This window comes from Sapientia aquatica (assembly GCF_004358105.1).
Taxonomy (GTDB): Bacteria; Pseudomonadota; Gammaproteobacteria; order Burkholderiales; family Burkholderiaceae_D; genus Solimicrobium; species Solimicrobium aquaticum.
The window spans coordinates 391,879-414,901 of the sequence record NZ_SMYL01000001.1; the positions used below are offsets into that span (position 1 = coordinate 391,879).

General features: G+C 48.9%; 22 protein-coding genes. 11 read left to right on the forward strand and 11 right to left on the reverse strand.

The window, feature by feature from the left end; translation table 11 throughout:
* Positions 1–67: 67 nt before the first annotated feature.
* The 6 genes from E2I14_RS01780 to E2I14_RS01805 all read right to left on the reverse strand — a co-directional run bounded on the left by E2I14_RS01780 (position 68) and on the right by E2I14_RS01805 (position 5,339).
* Entirely contained in the window at positions 68–601 is a 534-nt protein-coding gene (locus E2I14_RS01780) for an RDD family protein (RefSeq protein WP_133324825.1), read from the reverse strand.
* Between the two features lie 48 nt (positions 602–649).
* Positions 650–1,339, reverse strand: a complete 690-nt coding sequence (locus E2I14_RS01785; protein WP_165967721.1) for a DUF3106 domain-containing protein — start codon at positions 1,337–1,339, stop codon at positions 650–652.
* Positions 1,340–1,341: 2 nt separating this feature from the next.
* Positions 1,342–1,782, reverse strand: coding sequence for a DUF3619 family protein (locus E2I14_RS01790; protein WP_227544553.1), 441 nt, complete (start codon positions 1,780–1,782; stop codon positions 1,342–1,344).
* Positions 1,779–2,348: an RNA polymerase sigma factor gene (locus E2I14_RS01795; protein WP_133324829.1), complete on the reverse strand. Its 570-nt coding sequence runs from the start codon at positions 2,346–2,348 to the stop codon at positions 1,779–1,781. The genes E2I14_RS01790 and E2I14_RS01795 overlap by 4 nt, the downstream gene beginning before the upstream one ends.
* A 304-nt stretch (positions 2,349–2,652) precedes the next feature.
* The gene (locus E2I14_RS01800) at positions 2,653–3,678 is read right to left on the reverse strand and encodes a serine/threonine protein kinase (protein WP_133324831.1); all 1,026 of its coding nucleotides are present in this window, start codon (positions 3,676–3,678) and stop codon (positions 2,653–2,655) included.
* Positions 3,675–5,339, reverse strand: a complete 1,665-nt coding sequence (locus E2I14_RS01805) for a SulP family inorganic anion transporter (RefSeq protein WP_165967722.1) — start codon at positions 5,337–5,339, stop codon at positions 3,675–3,677. The genes E2I14_RS01800 and E2I14_RS01805 overlap by 4 nt, the downstream gene beginning before the upstream one ends.
* A gap of 392 nt (positions 5,340–5,731) precedes the next feature.
* Between E2I14_RS01805 and flhB the strand changes: the two genes are divergently transcribed.
* The 11 genes from flhB (at position 5,732) to E2I14_RS01860 (ending at position 19,936) form a co-directional block, all read left to right on the forward strand.
* A complete protein-coding gene (flhB, locus tag E2I14_RS01810) occupies positions 5,732–6,934 on the forward strand; it encodes a flagellar biosynthesis protein FlhB (RefSeq protein WP_133324835.1) in 1,203 nt (400 codons plus the stop codon).
* Positions 6,927–9,017, forward strand: coding sequence for a flagellar biosynthesis protein FlhA (flhA, locus tag E2I14_RS01815; RefSeq protein ID WP_133324837.1), 2,091 nt, complete (start codon positions 6,927–6,929; stop codon positions 9,015–9,017). The genes flhB and flhA overlap by 8 nt, the downstream gene beginning before the upstream one ends.
* Complete coding sequence (gene flhF, locus E2I14_RS01820; protein ID WP_133324839.1) at positions 9,017–10,474, forward strand: flagellar biosynthesis protein FlhF; 1,458 nt, start codon at positions 9,017–9,019, stop codon at positions 10,472–10,474. The genes flhA and flhF overlap by 1 nt, the downstream gene beginning before the upstream one ends.
* Entirely contained in the window at positions 10,440–11,282 is an 843-nt protein-coding gene (locus tag E2I14_RS01825) for a MinD/ParA family ATP-binding protein (RefSeq protein ID WP_133324841.1), read from the forward strand. Before flhF ends, E2I14_RS01825 begins: the two co-directional genes overlap by 35 nt.
* A gap of 9 nt (positions 11,283–11,291) precedes the next feature.
* Positions 11,292–12,023 (forward strand): RNA polymerase sigma factor FliA, encoded by a 732-nt coding sequence (locus tag E2I14_RS01830; RefSeq protein WP_133324843.1) that lies wholly within the window; start codon positions 11,292–11,294, stop codon positions 12,021–12,023.
* The gene (locus E2I14_RS01835; RefSeq protein WP_133324845.1) at positions 12,005–12,748 is read left to right on the forward strand and encodes a flagellar motor protein; all 744 of its coding nucleotides are present in this window, start codon (positions 12,005–12,007) and stop codon (positions 12,746–12,748) included. The genes E2I14_RS01830 and E2I14_RS01835 overlap by 19 nt, the downstream gene beginning before the upstream one ends.
* On the forward strand, positions 12,735–13,541 hold the full coding sequence (motD, locus tag E2I14_RS01840; RefSeq protein ID WP_133324847.1) for a flagellar motor protein MotD: 807 nt from the start codon (positions 12,735–12,737) through the stop codon (positions 13,539–13,541). The genes E2I14_RS01835 and motD overlap by 14 nt, the downstream gene beginning before the upstream one ends.
* Before the next feature lie 117 nt (positions 13,542–13,658).
* On the forward strand, positions 13,659–14,489 hold the full coding sequence (locus tag E2I14_RS01845) for a TlpA family protein disulfide reductase (RefSeq protein WP_133324849.1): 831 nt from the start codon (positions 13,659–13,661) through the stop codon (positions 14,487–14,489).
* A 632-nt stretch (positions 14,490–15,121) separates the two neighbouring features.
* Positions 15,122–17,554, forward strand: a complete 2,433-nt coding sequence (locus tag E2I14_RS19805) for a TonB-dependent receptor (RefSeq protein ID WP_133324851.1) — start codon at positions 15,122–15,124, stop codon at positions 17,552–17,554.
* Between the two features lie 130 nt (positions 17,555–17,684).
* Positions 17,685–19,052 (forward strand): serine hydrolase domain-containing protein, encoded by a 1,368-nt coding sequence (locus tag E2I14_RS01855; RefSeq protein ID WP_133324853.1) that lies wholly within the window; start codon positions 17,685–17,687, stop codon positions 19,050–19,052.
* Between the two features lie 83 nt (positions 19,053–19,135).
* On the forward strand, positions 19,136–19,936 hold the full coding sequence (locus E2I14_RS01860; protein ID WP_133324855.1) for a MaoC/PaaZ C-terminal domain-containing protein: 801 nt from the start codon (positions 19,136–19,138) through the stop codon (positions 19,934–19,936).
* 242 nt (positions 19,937–20,178) lie between these two features.
* On the opposite strand, the gene E2I14_RS01865 is transcribed toward E2I14_RS01860, so the two are convergent.
* The 5 genes from E2I14_RS01865 to flgA all read right to left on the reverse strand — a co-directional run bounded on the left by E2I14_RS01865 (position 20,179) and on the right by flgA (position 22,870).
* On the reverse strand, positions 20,179–20,484 hold the full coding sequence (locus tag E2I14_RS01865; protein WP_133324857.1) for an addiction module antidote protein: 306 nt from the start codon (positions 20,482–20,484) through the stop codon (positions 20,179–20,181).
* A 15-nt stretch (positions 20,485–20,499) separates the two neighbouring features.
* On the reverse strand, positions 20,500–20,793 hold the full coding sequence (locus E2I14_RS01870) for a type II toxin-antitoxin system RelE/ParE family toxin (RefSeq protein WP_133324859.1): 294 nt from the start codon (positions 20,791–20,793) through the stop codon (positions 20,500–20,502).
* 284 nt (positions 20,794–21,077) lie between these two features.
* Entirely contained in the window at positions 21,078–21,551 is a 474-nt protein-coding gene (locus E2I14_RS01875) for a flagella synthesis protein FlgN (protein ID WP_133324861.1), read from the reverse strand.
* 45 nt (positions 21,552–21,596) lie between these two features.
* The gene (gene flgM, locus E2I14_RS01880; RefSeq protein ID WP_227544554.1) at positions 21,597–21,977 is read right to left on the reverse strand and encodes a flagellar biosynthesis anti-sigma factor FlgM; all 381 of its coding nucleotides are present in this window, start codon (positions 21,975–21,977) and stop codon (positions 21,597–21,599) included.
* Positions 21,978–22,108: 131 nt separating this feature from the next.
* Positions 22,109–22,870: a flagellar basal body P-ring formation chaperone FlgA gene (gene flgA / locus E2I14_RS01885; protein ID WP_133324863.1), complete on the reverse strand. Its 762-nt coding sequence runs from the start codon at positions 22,868–22,870 to the stop codon at positions 22,109–22,111.
* Between the last annotated feature and the right edge of the window lie 153 nt (positions 22,871–23,023).

Sequence of the window (23,023 nt, forward strand, 5' to 3'; positions counted from 1 at the left end):
TAAAGATCGCTGGATGTGTTAAATCTATTTCAAAAAATACACGAAAGCGTCGGTGAAGCGAACATCATCACTCAAATTCGATTTGCTGGCGCGTTTTAGGAATCGTGATCAATTCCGTTCCCGCCCATTTGTCATGCAAGAATTGTCCGTTTTTATCCAACTTAATCGTCAGCGCCCATGCAGCCATTCCCACTAACAGCACAATAATGCTGCCCCAATGTTGAATTCCGAATGCATAGTTGACCACCCAAGCAGGCACAAACCACATCCAGCAAGCGCAATAGCGCAGCCAAGTTTGTTTTAAGGTCAGTGGTTTTCGATTGGCGGAGACAAGCTGAATGCGCCAGGTTTGCATCGCCAAAGTTTGCCCTTTGCGGCCCCAGAAGTAAGTGAAATAAATACCGACCACGATAAACAAATAGGCTTGGCGCGCATTGTGCGCGATGGTTGGATCGAGCTTCTGCGTGCTAACGTCAAAAATTAAACCAGCACAAAAGAAAATTCCAAATAGCAGCACAGCCTCATACACCATGCACAGCAAACGGCGTTTTAATGTGGCGAATTGGGGCGGGGTGGCAGTGGAAGCTGTGCTATTCGTCAAAATACATGAACCGAAAAAATGGAAGAGGAGGTGGTGCTACTACTCGAGTTATTGCGTAACTCCGTTCGCAGGCGCACTTGGCGTTGGCGCGCCCGCTGGTGCCACATTGGGCGTAATTGCCGTGGCTGGAGCGGCGGGTGCGGAACTGCTTGCACCGGCCGTTACAGGCTTATGTGGAGTTTTCAGTGGCTGTAATTTCTTTTCTTTGCTCTCAGCTGGTGTAGGCAAGTTTGTTAGCAAGGTTTTCTTTTCAGGGTGGTTAGCTAACTGCGCTTTTTGTTCATCAGGCAGTTGCTGATACTCTTGCCATTTTTGCGTGCGCACATCTGGTTGTAATTTATTTGAGCGAATGTAGTTTTGACGCGCGGCTAAACGTTGCTCAGGAGTGAGCTTGGCCCAAGCTTGCATTTTTTCTTGCACGCGTTGCTGTTCTTCGGGTTTTAACTGTTGGTATTTGCCAGCGAACACCAGCCATTTTTGTTTTTGGTCGGGCGACAGTTGCGGCCAGTCGTTGGCCAGTGGCGCCAATGCTTGCTTTTGTTGTGCTGTTAGTGCAGCCCAAGTGCCGCTATTGGCAGCCGATGCTGTGCCAGTTGTTTTTTCAGCGGCAGCAAAGCTTTTTGCCGGGATCGACAAAAAGCAAATTGAGGCGACGACCAAAACTAAACCAACGGGCAGCAAAGCTCGGAGCGAAACTCGGAGCGAAGAAGTGGGGTTTTGCAGAGACGTTTTCCCCACACTCATTCTCCGTGTTTGTTTAAGTAGCTATCAAATCCATGATCAAGATAAGCGCTGATTGGCAATTCGTCGGTCAGCACCGCGGTATCAAGATCGGCTAAGTCGTTAATACGACGCTCTTGTTCCATGTTGTAGATACCGAAAGCGCCTAAAACGAGTACTAATAAAGGAATCGCAATTCCCATGCGTCCTAGCCAGCCCAAAGAATGATCGAATGGGTTGCTCGAACCACCAGACATTGCGCCCGCTAAACGGCGCGCTGGCGCTACGGCAAAAGCAAGCGATTCTGGTTTTTTGCGTGCGATAGCCATCTTGCGAGCTTGGGCCAAGCGCTGTGTGGTGCTTTCAGGTAGTTCAGTAATGCGTTCATCCAAGGCGCGCCGAACTTTGTAGGCGAACTCTAGTTCGGAACTAGGTGATGAATTATTCATTGTGGTTTTCATAAGCGTATCCCTAAAGCTTTGAGAGATTTAGCAAGTGCATGAGTTGCTCGGGAGCAATGCGTTTTGACGCTTCCCTCAGAGCAGCCCATGGTGCTCGCTGTTTCTGCGACATCCATGTCCTCCCAGTAACGCATGAGGAACGCTTCTCGTTGACGTGCTGGCAGTTTTTGTATTTCTTCGTCAAGAATAGCGAGAATTTGTTCGCGTTCGACCTTGTCAGCGCTGGATTCGGATGCTTCGGTGCCTTCTTCTGATTCAAAATTTTCAAGAATGTCAAAATCATCATTGCCATCTTTGCGTGTACTCATGTTAGAAAATAAACTAACCCAAGTCGTGCGGACTTTTTCACGCCTAAAAAAATCCAAAATGGTATTTTGCAAAATACGTTGAAATAACATCGGCAGTTCTTCCGCCGGTTTGTCGCCGTATTTTTCTGACAACTTAATCATGGCGTCTTGCACGATATCCAAAGCGGATTCTTCATTGCGTACTGCGTAAGCAGCTTGCTTAAAGGCGCGTCGATCAACGCTCTCTAGAAAATCGGACAGTTCTTTATCAGTAGCCATTCAATGCTGCAATCGTGATCATTTTTGTGCAAAATGAGTAAATATTTTATCGTCGCTTTGAGTCGTCCTCAAGAGCTCCTGGGTGCTTACAAGGTTTTTTTAATAACGGATTTTTGTAACGCCTTAGTAACACAGTATGTCGGTATGAAATTTAGGTGACATGCTAGCAAATAAGTAGGGTAAATGCTGAAATTTTTTGCGTTTTGGACCAAGGTAAAGATCTTTTTTAGGATAGTGGCAAAAAAGAAAATAATAAAAAACATCTAATTTGCTATTTTTTCGCGCAGCGATGAACTAGCAAGATTTAAATCCAAAGCGGCGCTTCATCCATCAACGCGCATTGCTCGCGCAATTCTAAAATCCGGTTCTGCCAATAATGCGGGGTATTAAACCAAGGGAAGGCGACTTTAAAAGCTGGATCGTCCCAACGCTGCGCCAACCAAGCGGAATAATGCAGCAGGCGCAAACTACGCAGTGCTTCTATTAAGTGCAGTTCACGCGGATTAAAGTCAAAAAAATCTTCGTAACCGGCAAGAATATCGCTCAACTGACTCACCATCTCCGCGCGCGAACCCGACAACAACATCCAACAATCTTGAATCGCTGGTCCCATGCGGCTATCGTCAAAATCAACAAAATGCGGTCCTGCGTCGGTCCACAGCACGTTACTTACATGGCAGTCGCCGTGTAATCGAATGTGCCGCACATCGCCCGCACGTTCCATGCAACGCTGCACGCCATCCAATACGTGATTCGCGGTTGTTTGATAGGCGATCAATAAGTCGGCGGGAATAAAGCCGCTACCGATTAAAAAGTCACGCGCCGCAAAGCCAAACGTGTCGATATTAATCGTCGGGCGATGCTGGTAGCTTGAAAGCGCCCCAACAGCATGGATGCGTCCTATGAAACGACCCAACCATTCGCGTGTATCGGCATGATCCAATTCCGGAGCGCGACCCGCGTGGCGGTTAAACAGCGCCAAGCGAAAATGTTTATAGTGGTGCAGCGATTGCCCGTTAATGATGAGAGCAGGTACGACGGGAATTTCTTGCTCAACCAATTGATGCACAAATTGATGCTCCTCCAAAATCGCAGCATCAGTCCAGCGATTGGGGCGATAAAATTTAACGATCACAGGTGCGCCGTCTTCAATACCGACTTGATAGACGCGATTTTCGTAGCTGTTTAAGGCCAATAAGCGACCGTTCGTTGTATAGCCTAACGCTTCAACCGCATCCAACACATAGTCTGGGCTAAGCTGTCCAAAGTTGGCTTCCTCCTTGGCTTGCTCAGTGTGGCCAGTGTGGTCAGTCTGATCGGTATGGTTCATGATGGCTTACCGTTAGCTAGAAACTGCTTTGCAAAATCTGCCGCATCCGCCACGCTCCAAAATAAATTCATCTGAAAAATAGTTGGTGCGGTTTTTTGTAATAACACTCTGACTGGATCTTTAACGCGGGCCAATAAGGTCACGATTTGGTATTTATTGCTGAGTATCTGCGTGAGTTCGATCAGGCTTTCTGCCGCGCTGCTGTCCAAGTCGCTGCTTTGTTCCAAACTTAAGATCAAAATTTTGCAATCCGAGCGGGCATGAATTTGAGCCTTAATTAAGTCAAAAATGCCATCCACGCTGGCAAAAAAAAGCGGCTCTTCAGGACGCAAGATTAAGATATTTTTATGCGGCAGCGCCTCGGGATGATTTGCATGATCAACATAGTTGCGGGTCGAATCTAACTCAGTTAATTCGCGCACAGACGGCTGGCTAAAAGTGCGAATAGCCGATGCCAAAGAGAGCGCCACCGCAATCAACATGCCGTGCAACACACCAAAATACAGCACAGAAATTAACGCTGCCAAGGTCAAATATTGATCGCGATTCATGCGCCACAACGCGATGATTGGTTTGGGATTGAGCGAATGCATTAACGCGCCAACCACGGCGGCGGCTAGCACTGGTTCGGGAATATGCTCGATTAATGATTTGCCGAAAGCGGCTAACAATAAAACGCACAAGGCCGCAACGACGCCAGCCCATTTGCTTTGCGCGCCCGACGATTCATTGGCTGAGCTAGCAGAAAAGCCGGCTCCGACTGGCATACCACGAATTAAACCTGAGACAAAATTTGCCGCGCCCAGCGCAAATAATTCGCGGTTTGGTTCCACCGCATCACCGTGCTGCAACGCAAAGCTGCGTATGCTGCCCCACGATTCGGCAAAAATAATGACTAATAAACCACCGGCCAATTCAGCTGCACTTAACCATTGTTGTTTGCTCAAATCGGGAATGCCGACACGCGGCATACCCAGATCGAATTGACCAACCATGGAGATATGCAATGCCGATAAATCGACCAAATATGCTGCGCCGATTCCAATAGCTAAGACGATAAACGCAGCTGGCAATTTGGTGTATTTCTTCAACCCCAAAAGTAAGACCAACGCTGCCACTCCAGCGGCTAAACTCCACCACGACCATTGCGGCGCAAGATCGATTAGATTGGCAATTAGGCTAAAGGGATTGCCGCCCTTGGCGCTGACGCCCAACATGATGGGCAATTGTTTAATGATGATGGTGGTCGCTAAGGCAAACGAAAAGCCATGCAAAACCGGCCGTGAAATAAAGGCCGACAAACGCCCAAGTCGGGCAAACGCCACCACCATTAAGCCGCAACCGGTGAGTATCACCAGCGCAAAACTTAGCGCAGCGCGTTGCTCCGGGCTGCCGGGCAGTAACGATAAGGAGGCGGCTGCCACCAAGGCGGCGGAAGACGAGGTTGGTGCAACGATGGCAAAGCGGCTTGCGCCAAATAAGGCATAGCAAATTAATCCCGCTAACACCGCGCTTAATGCCGCTTGAATACTGAGCGACCCAATTGCTGCGTAAGCCACCGCTTCGGGTAACAAGATGCTGGCGACCGACAACCCAGCAAAAATATCGAGCGGCTTAAATGTGTTGTTGGCTGAATTGGAATTAATTGAAAAAATACTCATTACGTCTCGTTGTCCCATTATTGTTAAATTTATCGGTCACGCGCCAAGTTAGGCATTGTGGATGACTGCTGGGATTCCATCAACCGATATTGATTGTTGTGCACCTTACACTTTTTAGGTGGGGCAAAAAACGGCTTGGTTAATTTCGCGTCTACATTTTTCAATCGTTTGCATTGTTAAATGCATTAAAAATAACAATAACTTAACTACTTGCGCCAATAAGCCAACGACGCAAAACAGAAAATCGAAATAAACGGGTATTCAAGGCTGTATTCCGTCGATGCCAATCACGCCATAACGCCAATAATCCTCCCTATAGAACAGCAAATGTCGCTCAATTTCCGTTGATTCGGTAATGCTGGCGATGCGCAACAAGGCTTTTGGGATTAAACATGGCAGACGAAAGTGGACTAGAAAGAACCGAACCGGCGACCTCGCGGCGACTTGAAAAAGCGCGCGAAGAGGGCGACGTTCCGCGTTCGCGCGAGCTAGGCACGTGTTTGCTCATGATGGCCGCTGGCGTTGGATTGTGGATGGTGGGCGGCAATTTAGTGCGCCAAATTATGCACATGCTCACGACGTCGTTTAGCTTTGAGCGCAGTGCTGCGTTTGATCTGGCGAGTTTAACTAGCGGTCAAATTGCGTCGCTCTTGGATGTGGCGTGGGCTTTGGCTCCCTTGGGCGGAATTTTGATTGTTGTCGCACTGATTTCACCAGCCCTGATCGGTGGCTGGCTTTTTTCTTTTCAAGCACTGATTCCTAATTTTGAACGTTTGGACCCTATCGGTGGCTTAGGGCGCATGGTTTCAGTGCGCTCATTAGTCGAATTGCTTAAGGCCGTTGGCAAGGCCACCATTATTGGTTTGATCGCATTCCAAGTGATGCGACGCAATTTCGATCCGATCGTCGGTTTGATTTCTGAACCTTCCAAAGAAGGCATCGCCCATGTCGGTCAATTGATTGTGATGTGCTTTATTTCGATTGCTAGCGGTTTGGTGGTGATTATGGCGATTGATGTGCCGTTTCAATTACGTAGCTACTCCAATAAATTAAAAATGACGCGCCAAGAAGTCATTCAAGAATCAAAAGAATCCAACGGTAATCCGCAAATCAAAGCTAAGATCCGCGCCCAGCAACGTGAGATGGCTAGACGCCGCATGATGAGCAAAGTGCCGACTGCTGACGTCGTTGTGACCAACCCAACTCACTACTCGGTCGCATTGAAATATGTCGAAGGACGCATGGGCGCGCCTATCGTCGTTGCTAAGGGCGCCGATCTGGTCGCCGCACGGATTCGTGAGATCGCGGCTGAAAACAATATCCCGCTGTTAGAAGCGCCACCGTTAGCGCGTGCCTTATACACCCACGCTGAATTAAATACCCAAATCCCCGAAGCCCTATATACCGCCGTGGCCGAAGTATTAGCCTATGTATTCCAACTGCGTGCCTATAAAGAGCACGGCGGGTTTGAACCACAATTGCCCGAAGAGATAGACGTGCCAGAAGAATTAGATCCAACCTCAGCCGTAGCATTAGCCGCCAAAGAAGCCAAGCTACAGAAAATGAATTCTGCATCAGGAGAATTAAATGGATAGCCTAAAACTGCCTGCATGGTTATCTGCAATGAATTTCGATGGCAGCCGCGCGCTGACTGCGCCGCTGTTGATTGTGATGATTTTGGCGATGATGGTGTTGCCGCTGCCTGCGTTTGTGTTGGATATTTTCTTTAGCTTCAATATTGCGCTGGCTGTCATCGTGCTGTTGACCAGTTTTTATACCGTCAAGCCGCTCGACTTCATGGTGTTCCCAACGGTGTTATTGGTCAGCACGATGTTGCGTTTGTCGCTCAACGTTGCCTCAACGCGCGTGGTGCTTACCGAAGGTCATACTGGGCCTGACGCTGCCGGTAAAGTGATTGAAGCGTTCGGTCACTTTTTGATCGGTGGGAATTATGCCGTGGGTATCGTGGTGTTTGTGATTTTGACGATCATTAACTTTACCGTGGTTACTAAAGGTGCTGGTCGTATCGCTGAAGTTGGCGCCCGTTTCGCCTTAGATGCGATGCCCGGTAAGCAGATGGCGATTGATGCCGATTTGAATGCTGGATTAATTCAAGAACAAGAAGCGCGTCGTCGCCGTACCGAAGTAGCGCAAGAAGCCGAATTCTACGGCGCGATGGATGGTGCCAGTAAATACGTGCGGGGTGATGCGATTGCCGGGATTATGGTTACTGTCATTAATATTGTTGGTGGCTTGGTTGTCGGGATGGCGCAGCATGATTTGGATTTTGCCGCGGCGCTAAAGAATTACACCTTGCTTGCAATTGGTGATGGCTTGGTCGCGCAAATTCCATCGCTCATTATTTCGACCGCTGCCGGTATCGTGGTATCCCGCGTGGCGAGTGACAAAAATATTGGCGATCAATTGGTCGGTCAATTGTTTGCTAAACCGCAGGTGCTTAATGTAACTGCCGTGATTATCGGCGGTATGGGCATTATTCCTGGAATGCCGCATTTTGCCTTTTTGTTCTTTGCCGCTTTGCTTGGCGGTGGCGCTTATTTGTTGAAAGAGCAGGCCAATAAAGTGGTGCCAGAAGTCGTGCCAGAACCGGTGGTCGCGCCTCCTGCTGAATCGGAAGAAGCGACTTGGCAAGACGTGTTGCCCGTTGATACCTTGGGCTTGGAAGTTGGCTATCGCTTGATTCCCTTAGTTGATAAAGCGCAGGGTGGCGAATTGCTCAAGCGGATTAAAGGCATCCGCAAAAAGTTTGCGCAAGATATTGGCTTCTTATCGCCACCAGTGCATATCCGCGACAATTTGGAACTCAAACCTTCGTCCTACACGATTAGTTTAAAAGGTGTAGAAATGGGCGCGGGCGAAGCGTTCCCCGGTCAATATTTAGCGATCAATCCCGGCATGGTCAGCGGAACCCTAGAAGGCCGCGCCACGATCGATCCTGCCTTTGGTTTGCCTGCGGTCTGGGTCGATGCCAACAACCGCGAAAACGCGCAATCAATGGGTTACACCGTGGTCGATGCAGGCACTGTCGTCGCGACCCATCTGAATCACCTAATTACCACCCACGCTGCCGAGCTTCTGGGACGCAATGAAGTCCAACAGTTACTCGATTTTGTGAGCAAAGACGCGCCGAAATTGGTGGAAGATTTAGTGCCGAAATTATTACCGTTTTCGTCCTTCCAAAAGATTCTGCAAAACCTATTAGTCGAAGGCATTCACATCCGCGATTTGCGCAGTATTTTGGAAACCTTGTCGGAAAATATTTTGCAAACCCAAGACATCAACGAGTTGACTAGTTTGGTGCGCGTTGCTCTGGGCCGCGCGATTGTGCAGCAATTATTCCCCGGCACGAACGAATTATCCGTGATGGCTTTGGATACACATCTGGAACGCTTATTGATGCAAGCCTTGCAAACCGGTGGTCCAGACGGCGTTGGATTTGAGCCGGGTTTGGCTGACACCATCGTCTCGCAAACCGAGCAAGCGAGTCGCCATCAAGAACAAATGGGCTTGACGCCAGTGTTAGTCGTCCCAGCCGCGTTACGTTTGTTGTTAGCGCGTTTCTTACGTCGTGCGTTGCCGCAGTTGCGGGTATTGGCGCATACCGAAATTCCCGAATCGAAAATTATTAAAGTAACTAGTTTGGTTGGAGGTCAATAATGAACGTAAAAAAATTTAGTGCGCCGACTTCACGCGAGGCATTAAACAAGCTGCGCGACGCGATGGGCCCCGACGCCGTGATTATCTCTAACCGCAATGTTAACGGTCAGGTAGAAATCATGGCTTTGGCCGAAGACGATATGGCCCACCTCAATGAGCACGACGATTTGCCCAAAGGTGATGGTGGCGCGGCGTACCACGAGCCCGAATTTGGCCAAGAAGAATTACCATCTTCGCGCCGCAAGTTTAAAGGCGAATCGGCTTACCAACCAATTTTGCAATCGCAAGCGCAATTCGCTAAGCGCAAAAAACAATCGCTGCACGACGACAGCGAATCCGAAACGACCGACGATTTTCACGCCAGAATTCAAGCTGCGGCGGCTCCGCGTGCCAAATTTAATTCAGAGCCAATTCAAGTTAATCCCGCGCTTCAACGTTCAGCAGCTCCACAAACAGTGTTGCCAGCCGCACCAATTGCTGCGCCTGAAATGTCGGGGGCATTGGAATTAATGTCCGAATTACGCTCAATGCGCGGCATGATGGAAGCGCAGTTGGCCGAAATTAGTTGGGGCAATACGCAGCGCAAGGAACCGCATAAAGCACAAATTTTGCGCGAAATGTTATCAACCGGATTTAGCGCGAGCTTATCGCGTTACTTAATCGAAAACATGCCAGCTGTGCCTGATTTGGCCCAAGGCATGGCTTGGATTAAAGCGATTCTGGCCAAAAACCTGAGTACTATTTCGTCGGATAGCGATTTGTTAGAAAAAGGCGGCGTGTTCGCTTTAGTCGGCCCAACTGGCGTCGGCAAAACAACCACCACGGCCAAACTTGCCGCTCGTTGCGTAATGCGTCATGGCGCAAATAAATTAGCCTTAATCACCACCGACGGTTACCGGATTGGCGGTTACGAACAATTGCGTATTTATGGAAAAATTTTGGGTGTGATGGTGCATGCGGTGAAAGACGAAACCGATTTAAAAATCGCTTTATCCGAATTAAAAAACAAACACACCGTGTTAATCGATACCGTCGGTATGAGCCAGCGTGATCGTTTGGTGTCGGAGCAAGTGGCGATGTTATCGGGCGCCAATGTTAAAAAACTGCTGTGCTTAAATGCTACATCGACTGGCGAAACGCTCAATGAGGTGATTCGTTCCTACCAAGGTAGCGGCCTAACGGGTTGCATCATCACCAAGATGGACGAAGCGGCCAGCATTGGCTCGGTCTTGGATGCCATCATCCGCCAAAAACTAACCACCTACTATTTAGCCAATGGTCAGCGCGTGCCGGAAGATTTGCATGTCGCGGCCAAAAAATATTTAGTCGAATACGCCTTCAAGCTCAAGCGCGAGCAATCGGCCTTCGAATACCAAGAAAGCGAGTTGCCCATGGTAATGGCCAACACGTCCGCCGCCATGCATGACCGTCATTTACGCGAGGTGTCCCTTGGTTAATTTTGATCAGGCCGAAGGCCTGCGCCGCATGTTGTTTAATGCCAAGCCACGTTTCGTCACGTTTTTATCCGCGTTAAGTAATGAGGAACGCAATGCAACTTTGGTGAATTTGTCGGCTGGCTTAGGAGCATTGGGTCACGATGTGGTACTAATGGATGCACGCGTCAACGGCACGTCGTGCGCCAAATGGTTGGAAGTGCCGATTAAAACCACCTTGCTCGATATCGCGCGCCAAAAACGCAGTATTAAAGAGGCAACGATTCCCACCTCGCAAGGATTCAAATTAGCCAGTTTTTGCCGTTCGCAGCAACTCACTGAATATTTTCCAGCAACTGAGCTAGTTTTGACTAAACTGGACAAGATCATTGTTAGTTTAGGCAACAGTGTGGATATCGTTTTAGTGGATGGTGAATTAAACGACAACAATAAGCTGGCTAGCGACGTGTTGGAAGACGGTCAAGTCGTCATTCAAGTCACAAATCATCCCGATTCGATCAAAGCCGCGTATGGATTAATCAAGCGCGCACACTCGCATTGCGGGCGGCGTGACTACGGCGTATTGGTGTGTGGCGTGACCGAATTGGAAGCGCACCGGGTATTTGAAGCTTTGGCGCATGTTGCTGGAAGCTTTTTATCGGTGTCGCTCAATCTGATGGGTTATATCCCAGACGATGATTATTTGCGCCGAGCCAGCCGCTCCGGACGTTCCGTTATTGATGTGTTCCCCAGAGCGGGCGCGTCGGTGGCTTTTTCCCGCTTAGCCCAACAAATGAGCGGATTTAATGAATTTGCAACTTCACACATGTAAGCATCGTTAATGTACAACGCGTTAGGCAAAACCGACAAAAACCACCTTCTGAGCACCCATGCTCCGTTGGTGAAGCGTCTGGCTTACCAATTAAAAGCTAAATTGCCACCCAGTGTCGAAGTGGATGACTTGATTCAAGCTGGCATGATTGGTCTGCTCGACGCCATCACGCGCTATGAAGACACGCACGGCGCCCAGTTTGAAACCTACGCAATCCAACGGATACGCGGCTCGATGCTGGACGAATTGCGTAACAGCGATTGGTTGCCGCGCGGTGTGCGTCAAAGCATGCGTAAGGTGGAAGAGGCGATTCAATCGCTGCAACAGCGCTTGGGCCGCCCACCGACTGAGACCGAAGTCGCCAAACAACTCAAATTACCTTTGGCTGAATACCAAGATTTGTTGGCCGAGAGCGGCGGCCACCAATTGGTGTATTACGAAGATTTTCATGACGCGGAAAGCAAAGAACATTTCCTTGATCGCTATACCTCCGATGTGTCGGGCGATCCATTGCAGAGTTTATTGCGCGGCGATTTTAGAGCGACGGTGATTAACGCCATTGATGCCTTACCTGATCGTGAAAAGTTGTTGATGGGTCTGTATTACGAACAAGAATTAAACCTCAAAGAAGTAGGTGCCGTGATGGGAGTTTCTGAATCACGGGTATCGCAATTACATACCCAAGCCGTTGCGCGCTTGCGGGCATTTTTAAGAGAGAAAGCGTGGACTGGGCAAGCATAGCGGGGATCTTAATCGCCTTTTTAGGAATCATCCTAGGGCAAATCGTGGAAGGCGGGCATCCAGCAGCGATGTTGCAGCCGGCCGCCTTTTTAATTGTGTTCTGTGGAACCTTGGGCGCGGTGTTATTGCAGAGCCAAATGAATACTTTTATTCGCGGTATTCGGATGTTGCGCAACATCTTTAATAAATCCACCAACGACAATAAAAAAATGGTGCGCGAAGCCTTGATGTGGAATTTGAGCGCCCGTCGCGAAGGTACGCTGAGTTTAGAGCGCTATCTGAAGATTACCAACGACCCCTACATCGCCAAAGGGCTGCGTATGGTGATCGACGGCATTGATGCGACGCGCCTAAAAGAAATTCTGGAAATCGACATCGCTTCGTTTGAAGTTTATCAGCGCCAAGCGGTGCGGATTTGGGATTCCGCTGGCGGCTATGCACCGACCATTGGTATTCTGGGTGCGGTCTTGGGGTTGATTCATGTGATGGAAAATCTTACCGATCCAAGTCGCTTGGGTAGCGGTATCGCAGTGGCGTTTGTCTCGACGATTTACGGCGTCGGCTTGGCGAATTTATTGTTCCTACCAATCGCTCATAAGCTGAAAGAAATCGTGGCGCACGACGTGGAAAAAAAAGAAATGTTAGCCAACGTGTTTTACTGCATCGCCGCTGGTGAAAATTCGCGCGTGATCGAAGAATTGATCAAAAAAGATGAGCAAGCGTAAACCCATCGAAGAGCCAACTAACCACGAACGTTGGTTGGTTTCGTATGCCGATTTCATCACCTTGTTGTTCGCCTTCTTTGTGGTGATGTATTCCTTATCTTCGCTCAATGAAGGCAAATACCGCATCATGTCCGACTCGGTCAACGTGGCCTTCGGTAAGTTTAAAGCGCTGAGCGAAAATCAAGAAGACAGCATCACCAAACTCACCAGCGGCAACGGCGGCGGCGTCGGTCCGGGGGCGAGCATTGTGCCGAAAAAAGCGCCGGATGAAGTCAAGCTAAAACAGGAGCGCGAGAAGATGACCAACCTCGCGCAAGGCGTATTGAAGTCGCTCGCACCGCTCATCCGTGAAGGCAAAGTGCGCGTAACGCAAAACAGTCGCGGCGTCTCGATCGATATCAACGCCAGCTTATTATTCCCGCCGGGCGAGGCCAAATTAACCGCGCAATCCAATGAAGCCTTGGTCGCCATTGCGTCTGTTTTGGCGGGTGATTCGCACGATATTCAGGTCGAAGGGCACACCGATAATCTTCCGATTAAAACCGGTAACTTCCCCTCCAACTGGGAATTGTCCGCCGTGCGCGCAGGCAGCGTAGTGCGGCTATTCATGGATAACGGCATCGCCGAGAGTCGTTTAACCGCCATCGGGCAGGGCGCTAAAATCCCGGTCGATAACAACGATACGCCAGAAGGCCGTGCTCGAAATCGGCGCGTCAATATTACGATTCTCTCGATGCTGCCCGATAAGCAAACCGAAGTGCCGCTCACCAACGGGGACGCAACCGCGCCTTGAACAAGAATTTTTTAGTCTTGGGGTGTAGACAAGAAATTAATTAACCGATACGCTTTCTGGATTGCAAATCGGCAATTATTTGATTGTTCAGCAAATCTGTTCATCCCAAGGCTCACCATGAGAACAAGCGCACAACCTACTTCGTTATTCGCATCCGCTAACACCACCAAATTAGTCGCAGCGCTGTTTTTTTGCGCTTGCAGTTTTCATGCTGTCTCTCAAACTGCCACACCAGAGCCTGCAACTGTTGCTGCATCGGCGTCGGCATCCGCAGTTGACGACGCCGAACAACAAATTCGCATCGACTTCAACCTGGAAAAATATCCGACGATTACCTACCTAGATTCCAACGGTAATCCCACCAGTGCGACTGAATTCCTCAAGCACATCAATGCCAAAGAACATTTCAGTATGGTTAAAACGATTCCCAGCGACGGCGGTCCGCGCAAGGCGATACTGTCGTTAAAAGTCGATGCGCCAGAGCCAGAAAATCGCAAGTCTAAACTCAATATCAAGCTGGGCGATACATTTCCTGAGTTCCAATTAAAACAGGTGGATGGCAGCGTTGTTACGAAGGCCGCAATGCAAGGTCGCTACACCCTAATCAACTTTTATTTCGCTGAATGCGCGCCGTGCAATCAAGAGATTCTCGAATTAAATGCGCTGGCACAACAACACAAAAACATGCACTTCATGGCCGTCACGTTTGATTCGGTTGAGGACACTAAGGCTTTCGTCGTGGATAAAAAATTTAGCTGGCCTGTGGTGCCGAATCAGCTTGATTTTATAAATAAAATTGGCATTGGCGCTTATCCATCGTTTGTGCTGCTCAATCCTAAGGGCGTTGTCATTGGGATAGAAGGCGCTTCAGGAGTAACTGCTAGCGACAAAAGTGTCAGCGCCTGGGTTAATCGCTTGGTTGCAGCGTCCAGTAAAACGAAACAGTAAGCCGCCATCACTCGCTTGGAATTGCCGATACCTTGCCTTGACCAGTGCAACTGTTCAAAAAGCGTTTTTTTGCCTCAAGCTTCGTGGGCTATCCGCTGACTGTCTATCAATAGTTAGGTCCTAATGCAACTCGTCGAAGTAGGGCGCATGACGCGATGATCGCGTAACCGCAAGGTCGCACATCCATCGGCCAAGGGGGAAATATCCGAACCCAGTTTGGGGCGTGAATTGCCGCAGTTTGATCGCCATATGACCGTGCATTTGATTCAAAGCAGATCAGTTGATCTTTAACGGATTTAGTCACTGATGGACTTGGTGAACTTCGCCGATCCATGCACACCAATTCCAATTTAAGACAGGCCGCTGTGTGGTTGAACTGCTTTGAATTCGAGCCAAGGTTGATTCTTGAATTTATGCAAATTCCGCCGCCTGATTTCCTTGAAATTCCCATTTTGTTTATATAAATTTAAGCTTGTATTGAGAAGTTTTAGACTTAAAGCTCTAAAGTGTTGCGAAACAATAGTTAAATTATCTTTCTGAATTGCAATATGTTTTCGAAGCTTAGATACTTCCTATGGGCACCAACAAATGAGTAGCTCATGCAGTTATAAAACATACAATATGGAGATCAAATGAAACAACACCGCCAGACCATCATCGCGAGTAGTCTCGCTTTCGCCTTTGCGGGTAGTGCCGCTTTCTATTCAATGCCAGTTCGTGCGCAAGACGGTATTCCCGTCGTGGAAGTAACCGCGCAATCACGTAACCAACTGATTAACGATGTGCCGATTTCGTTGCAAGTCGTCACGTCCAAAGACATTCAAACTTTAGGCGCAAAAGATTTGGCTGAGTTGAATGGATATATCCCTGGATTTACTGCTGACAATAGCGAGCCTACGCAACCGGGCTTTACGATTCGCGGCGTGCAAGGCGGTGGCGATTTTGGTATTGGTACTGATTCACCAGTAGGTATTTATGAAGACGGCGTATACACCGGTAAAACGGGCGGCGCGTTGATGAATTTTATTGATACCCAGCGGGTAGAGGTGATCAAAGGGCCGCAAGGTACTTTGTTTGGTCGTAACAGTGCGGCGGGCGCGATTTCTATCGTGACCAATGAGCCGACTCAAGACATGGATGCCTTAGCGCATTACACCATTGGTAACTTTGGCACGTATAAGGGCGATGTCATGCTCAACGCGGCGCTGAGTGATTCCACCGCAGTGCGTTTTGTGTATGCGCGCGTTGGTAGCAAGGGCTGGGTTACGGATGAAACTGTTAATCAAATTACTGGTGGCACTGATGATTGGGCTACCCGTTTGTCGCTCAAACAAAAGTTTGGCCGTGCTAAATTGGTGTTCTCGTGGGAACACGAAGAGTTAGGTCAAAATGGTCGCCCAGCGTTTGGCGTGATTCAAGACCCAACGTTACCGTTGAGCGGCTTTCAAGGTAAGTATGACGCGGCCTATGTGGCGCACTTTAGCAACCCGTTGAGTAGCCCATTAATTTCCTCGAATTTGGGTTCCGAGTCGCGTAAGTTCGACGGTTTGACAATGCGTTTTGAAGCACCAGTCGGTGATATGACGTTTAATTCCACCACCGGCTACCGGATTTTTAATACCTATAATTTGACCGACAATTCAGGCACCAATAATGCGACTACTGCCGTTAGCACGCTGGATTCGAAACGGGCGCACAGTATTCAACAGGAATTTAAACTCTCCGGCAAAAATGATTCTATGGACTGGATCAGCGGCGTGAGTTTTTACAACAATAACGAGAGCCAAAAATCGGGCGTCTACACCAACACGGCCACGATTGATACCTTGAATTTAATGGGTGGCGGTAGCCCAGCCAACACTTTTGGTGCGTTGTTTGGCGCCTTAGCTGCTGGCGGCGTGCCCGGTATTACGGCGACCACCGCATTCCCTTGGTCGGAATTTGAGCACAACACGGCTCAGTCGCGTTCTTGGTCGGTGTATGGCGATACGATTTGGCATTTGGATCCTAAGTCGAATTTGACTTTCGGTTTGCGCTTTACCGAAGACAGAAAAACCATGAGCTGGTTGACGCCTCCGCGTGATTCACTGGCTTTGGATCAGTTCCTCAATTCTTGGGGTTATGCCGCTGGTGGTTTAACCCCTGCGTCGTTCCCATCGAATATCGCGTTTGCGACCTCGGCGCAATTATCGGCGACTCAAGTTGAGCGCACAAAATCGTGGACCAACTTTAGCCCACGCTTGGTGTTAGACCATAAATACGACACTAATACGATGGTATTTGCTTCGCTGTCGCAGGGTTATCAAGCGGGTGGATTTAACGACTTTACGCCGCCTAATCCAACCTCAACCGTGGCATCGCAGCGTGATCCTAGCTATTCACCAGAGAAGATGACCAATCTTGAAATCGGTCTGAAAGAAACCTTCCCTGAATTGAAAGCGACGTTAAATACGTCCTTGTTCGCGTATCGCTTTAATAATCTGCAAAACATTACCTTGACAGGCTCCGGTCAGCCTGGCTCAGTGCCGACTTACAACGTCACGACCAGCGACCAAAAAGCGTTTGGTTTGGATTTGGATGCGCGTTACAAACCAGTTAATAACGTTACGTTGTTTGGTGGATTTGAATACATCGACACCACCTTCACTAAGTACGATGAAGTCGGTGCGACCGGCGGCAGCACTAACTTAGCTGGTCAGCCAGTTGGTACGCCATACTTCACCGGTATGGGCGGCACTAACATGTCGTGGGCTGCGCTCAATGGACATATTGATTGGACTTTCCAAGGCACATATACCAGCGCGCAGCGCCGTTGCAGCGATGCTCCAGGTTTGCCTTGCTTGAACTATCCAAATATTCAAACTGGCATTGCAACAACCAAGTTTGATACCAATTTGGGATGGCAAAATGCTAGCCGCCAGTTCGGCGTCGCCGTCATCATCAATAACGTATTTGATAAACGTTATGTGACCTCGTTGGGCGGTCAATTGAGTTCAATCGGTGTGCCATATGCAACGATTAATCAACCGCGTTATGTTGGCTTTCAGTTCAACGCCAGCTTGTAATATTTAGGTGTTTTAATTTAACTGGATTACCTTCTCCGGGGGTAATCCAGTTTTCGTTTTTGATGTCGTCAGGTTTGCTTTGACGTGTCAGCGACCTTATTCCAACTAATCTCACGTACACCATTTCCCTATGAACCTAAAGTTAAAAATCAGTGCCGCGCTGGTCATTCTGATCGCTGGCTCAGCGGCTTGGCTACATCACTCGCCACCCGAATTATTTCATGTTGGCTCGAACTACACGGCCAAAATCGTCTGCACCAATGTGTTCATGCTTAATCGTGATCCCGATGAGGTTTTGCGGGTCGATGTGCAAGCGCCCGGCAATCCGTTTTTGAAGATCATGAAAGTCGCTGTCGATCGTGAACATGGCATCGTGCGGGCAGGGTTGTTTGGATTTATCGGCAATGGACTAGCGGTCTATCGTTCCGGCACTGGATGCGCTGCTGTCCCCGATGGCAATATTGCCCAAGCCTTAAAATACCAATTCCACCCTGAACCAATTCCTGCTCCTGCTGCGGACGCCGATTGGCCGCAAGGCTCGAAAATGAGCTTGAACGAAAAAGTCGATAAAGTTATTCAACAAGATGCATTGACCGGTCCTGCGATGCGCGGCGTGGCGGTGATCTCGCACGGCAAACTAATCGCCCAACGCTATGCGCCGGGCTTTAATCAAGATACGCCATTGCTAGGCTGGTCGATGACCAAAACCGTGAATGCCGCTTTGGTCGGACTGCAAGTCGGCGCGGGTAAGTTGGCGCTAGACCAAGACCATTTTTGGGATACCAACGATGGACGCGAAAAAATCAAACTCGCTGATTTACTCGCTATGACTCCAGGCATTGAATTTAACGAAAACTACGGTGACGTTTCCGACGTAACGCGCATGTTGTTTTTGGAACCTGATATGGCAAGCTTCACGCACAACAAGCCACTACAACATCCACCCGGCACGTTTTGGAATTACTCCACTGGCACATCCGTGTTGTTGTCACGCATTTGGATGAACACGGTGGAGAAAGATGCCTTGAGCTTTCCACGCACACATTTATTCGCGCCCTTGGGCATGAGCAGCGCGTTTATCGAAGCCGACGAAAGTGGCGTAATTACGGGCGGCAGTTATATGTATGCCACGGTGCAGGACTGGGCGCGGTTCGGGCAATTCTTGCTGCAAGATGGCGTGTGGAACGGACAGCAAATTTTGCCAGCAGGTTATGTTGACATGATGCATACCGTGGTACCTGCATCCAAGGGCAAATATGGCCGCGGCCAATTGTGGTTAGAAGGGCCGGAAGCACGTAATACCGCCGAAGACGCCAACGCCGATACCCCGTTTAATTTGCCCAAGGATATTTACTGGATGCAGGGACATGATATGCAAATCATCGCAATCATTCCGTCACAACAGTTGGTCGTGGTGCGCATGGGCTTGACTCCGGACGAGCTGTATTACCAACCGCAAGCGCTAGTGGCTGAAATCATCAAAGCGCTACAACAGTGATTCCTATCCACCTGTTGCGATTTCATGGCGCGATCTTGCGAGCAACTGGCAGGATCTCGCTGCGCGGTGTTTTTGCACCCAAAGTGAAGTCAGAAATCTCTCCAGTTCACCAGATAATTGCTGCACCGCCAGCGGCGTTAATTGAGCATTACCTAGCATGGTGCGGCGCGGCGGATCGCTATCCGAATTCGCTTCCGGCGCATATGGTGTCGTATTGGGGTTTGCCGTTGATTGCACAGATTTTGCTCCAGACGCCTTACGCACTGACCAAGGTGCTTAATCAAGGAGTAACGCTCCGCATCAACGGCGAACTGCCACGCAATCAGCCGCTGCATTGCAAGGCGTTTGTAGCGTTGCAGCTCGAAGAACAGCACCGCACACGCTTGTCGGTCACGGTGCAAACCGGCACCGAAGATTCGCCCAACATCGTCGAAGCCACGCTGCATATGGCCTTCATCCATCGTCGCAGGCCCGGTAACAGCACCAGCACCAGCGCAAAAATGCCGCGCGTCGATGACCCACAACTGAACTGGAACACACTAGGAACTTGGTCTGCCACTGCACATGATGGCTTGCAGTTTGCGCTGATTACCGGCGACTTCAATCCGATACATTGGTCGAGCTTGATAGGGAAATTATCTGGACTGCCAAGCAAGATATTGCAAGGTTTCGGCAGTTTTGCTCGCACACTGGAGCAACTGAAGTTAGACCAGATTGCACAAGTCGATTTACGCTTTTTACGACCAGTGCGACTGCCGTCAGAACAATTACTGGTCGAGCAAACTTCATTCGATGAAGTCCTCAGTGCGCAACTACGTCTGCGTGATCGGCATGGCAATGTGTATTTGGCAGGAACGGTGCAGCAGCGCTCTAGCACAGCTTAGGCAAACGCTAATTTGGTTGGTTTGGATTATCCGTCTTGTGCGATCGATGCACCCAACTGTCGATCACCAGCAAAATTATGCGGTGAAACTTGCTTGGTGATCGCTGCGGACCAAGTGCCGCTGTTGTCCTGCTTGCTTGAGGGATTGGTAACTGAGAGTTGGTGTGGCAAGTCTTCGTTGAGGCAGTAATGGGCGTTTGCTGCTTCTGTAAAGCGCCTTGTGACACAAATCTGACGTGCAGGTTACGGTAGCACTGCCTTTGCAACTAAACGAACCCCAAGTGCAGCGCAAACGCGATTGACCGTATCAAAACGTGGCGCGCTGCCTGGGCGTAACGCTTTATAAAGCGCTTCACGTGTGATACCCGCTGATTTGGCGATTTCAGCCATTCCGCGAGCTCGTGCAATATCGCCCAATGCGGCAGCTAATAAGCCAGCATCATTTGCTTCAAGAATATCGGTTAGATAAGCGGCAATAGCGACTTCGTTGTCAAGATATGGAGCGGCATCGAACTCTGGTAGATCTTCAACTTTTATCCGTTTGTTCATGGTTTTTTCTTCCCTTTAATCTAACTGCGCGGCCAATTCTTTAGCTCGCTTAATGTCTCGTTTTTGGGTGCGCTTTGAGCCACCAACAAGTAATACAATAATTTGAGTATTTCGTTGAGTGAAATAAATACGCCATCCCGCTCCAACGTGAATTCGTAATTCAGAAACACCTTCGCCTATTGACTCAACGTCGCCCATCAATCCGCGCTCCAGTCGTTTCACTCTAGCCACTACCACACCGCGCACAGTATTATCGCTAAGGTCGTTAAGCCAAGTGGTGAATTCTGGAAGATATTTTATCGAGAACATTTTTGCATTGTAATCGTTCGATTACAAATTGCAAGTATCTTTGTCATTAAATAGTTGAATTACCATCGCTCATTTAAAGTGTTTAGAGCACTCAGTGGATGCAACTGACATTCACGAAACTCGCATTGTATAGAGGTCAAGCAGATCATCGATCATCGCTTCAGAGCAGAGTTAGGCCAAGTACCGCCAATGGGCATCCACTTTGCAGTCGATTCCTGCAAATCTTACAGAATCGTCTCAACGATAATTGACGACTATTTGGGGATGCTTTTAATGAGGAGCGTTTAGCAGCCGAACCCGCGTATCAAACTACGTTGCGGATTGGATTGACCGTTTGCGCCGTACAAGGTCGGCATGTTGGTATGTTGGTGGTGTTGGTACAGTACTTCTAACGTGCTTTGATTGCGCAGCAAGTGGCGCGTGATGAGCAAGCCGTTGACGCGGTTTAATTCTTTGGCTTTTTTTGTTTTCGCCATCAACTTTGACCAGCAGTCGCGTTGATCGTGATCTTGTAAATATAATTCCAAATTTTGTTCGACATGACCTAAACCCAAGCGGGTAAGGGCTTGTTTGCGCGCTTTGCCTAATTGATTTAGGTTGTTGATCCACTGGTTTTTGGTGACGGTGATCGCGTTAATTTCTTCCATCAATTCTAACGACGGCGCTTGGGTTAGCGCCGCTTGCTCCTGACCCAACACATCCACTAATGATGTCATGGCGGTGAGCTCGTTTTGCATGCAGATGAGAAGTGCGTTCATGTCGAGAAATCCAGTTATGCGTTGCGTTCAAAAATCAGTGCGGCGTTAGTGTCGTCGCGAGCCGAGTAAGTCATGCACGCTGTCGAGCAATCCATTGGCCACTTTTTCTGAATTGACTTGGAAGCGTCCTTCAGAGATGGCTTGTTTAATTTCATTGACCTTAGAGGTCGAAAACACGGCGTCGCTCGACGAGCTAGCTTGAGCTGCTTGTAACTGCGTTGATATGGTGGACAACGTTGTTACGGTGCTGCTGGCTGGCGCGCTATTGGTGCTAGCGGCAGTGGTTGAACTGGCGGTGTTGTTGGTAGACGTAGAAACGTCGCTCGTGGCAGCACCAGCATTCGGTTTGACAGCTTGCGAGTTGCCCGGTTGGACAGTGTTCGCAGGTTGCGCACCTTTGGTTGAAGTTACATTAGTAATAGTCACAGCATCACCTCTTGTTGCGGATTTATCGGTATCTCATGCCTGATTATCGACGCATTCAAAAAAAACTTTAACGTTTATTTTTTTATTGCATAAAAATCATTGTAAATCGTGAAGTCTGTCGTAACGAGTTGTTAGTTATTGACTTCAACAATCCCGCCCATTCTGGCGATTCCAGATAATACCTGACCAGAACCCGTTTTTACTTTGACTAGTTGCCCGTCACTTCCACCCGTTAATGCTTGCGCCTCTGTTGACACCCTAAATCCCGTACCGATAGAAATTAAGCGAATCGTTTGACCTTGTGCGACAACTTGTTGTAATCGCAAGCTATCTTGCCGTAATGGTATTCCTGCTGCAATCGACATGGTGGAAGCGTGACCAATCGCTTGGCTGGGTTGGGTAACTATTCCACTGGCTAAACTTGTTAATTCACCATTGATACTGGTGATATCGCTCTCGGTGATGATTTGACCTTGGGCGATTGATTTTGCAGACAAGTAGTAAGTGCCCCAAATCTTAATTGTGCTCGATACATATACCTGCCATTGCTGAGGAGCGTTGCAGCGCACACCGACCGATGTTTTTCCCCACAGATGCGAACCGGTTGGCATGAATGGCTCAAGAGCGGTGCAATGTTCTAGGCTCAGTAATGGATCTAATTTGCCTATCTCAATGGAAATTTGACCGGGAAGTCCGGCGGTTTCTTTGGTTAAAAACTGTTTTGCCGCATCGCGAATTTCTTGCAAATCTTGTTTGTGTTCAGCGGCAAACGCAGCGCTATTAAAGAGAACCATGAATAAGGTCAGCGCAAGCGAGCACAAAGCCTTGAGCGCTGGCGCCGGCTCAATTGCGTTTTGTTTTGCCCTTGGCATCTTGATAAAACCAGCTTTCATTGAAATTCCATTTAACCCGAGTTGGATCAAATTGTAGCTTTTGACTGAACGCTTTAAACGGCGAATAGAACGCTATTTAATGGTTTGCTTTCCCATTCGTTGTGATGACGCAGGAATAGAATGTTTAGGTGAGAAAGCCGTTAGTGGGCGCAG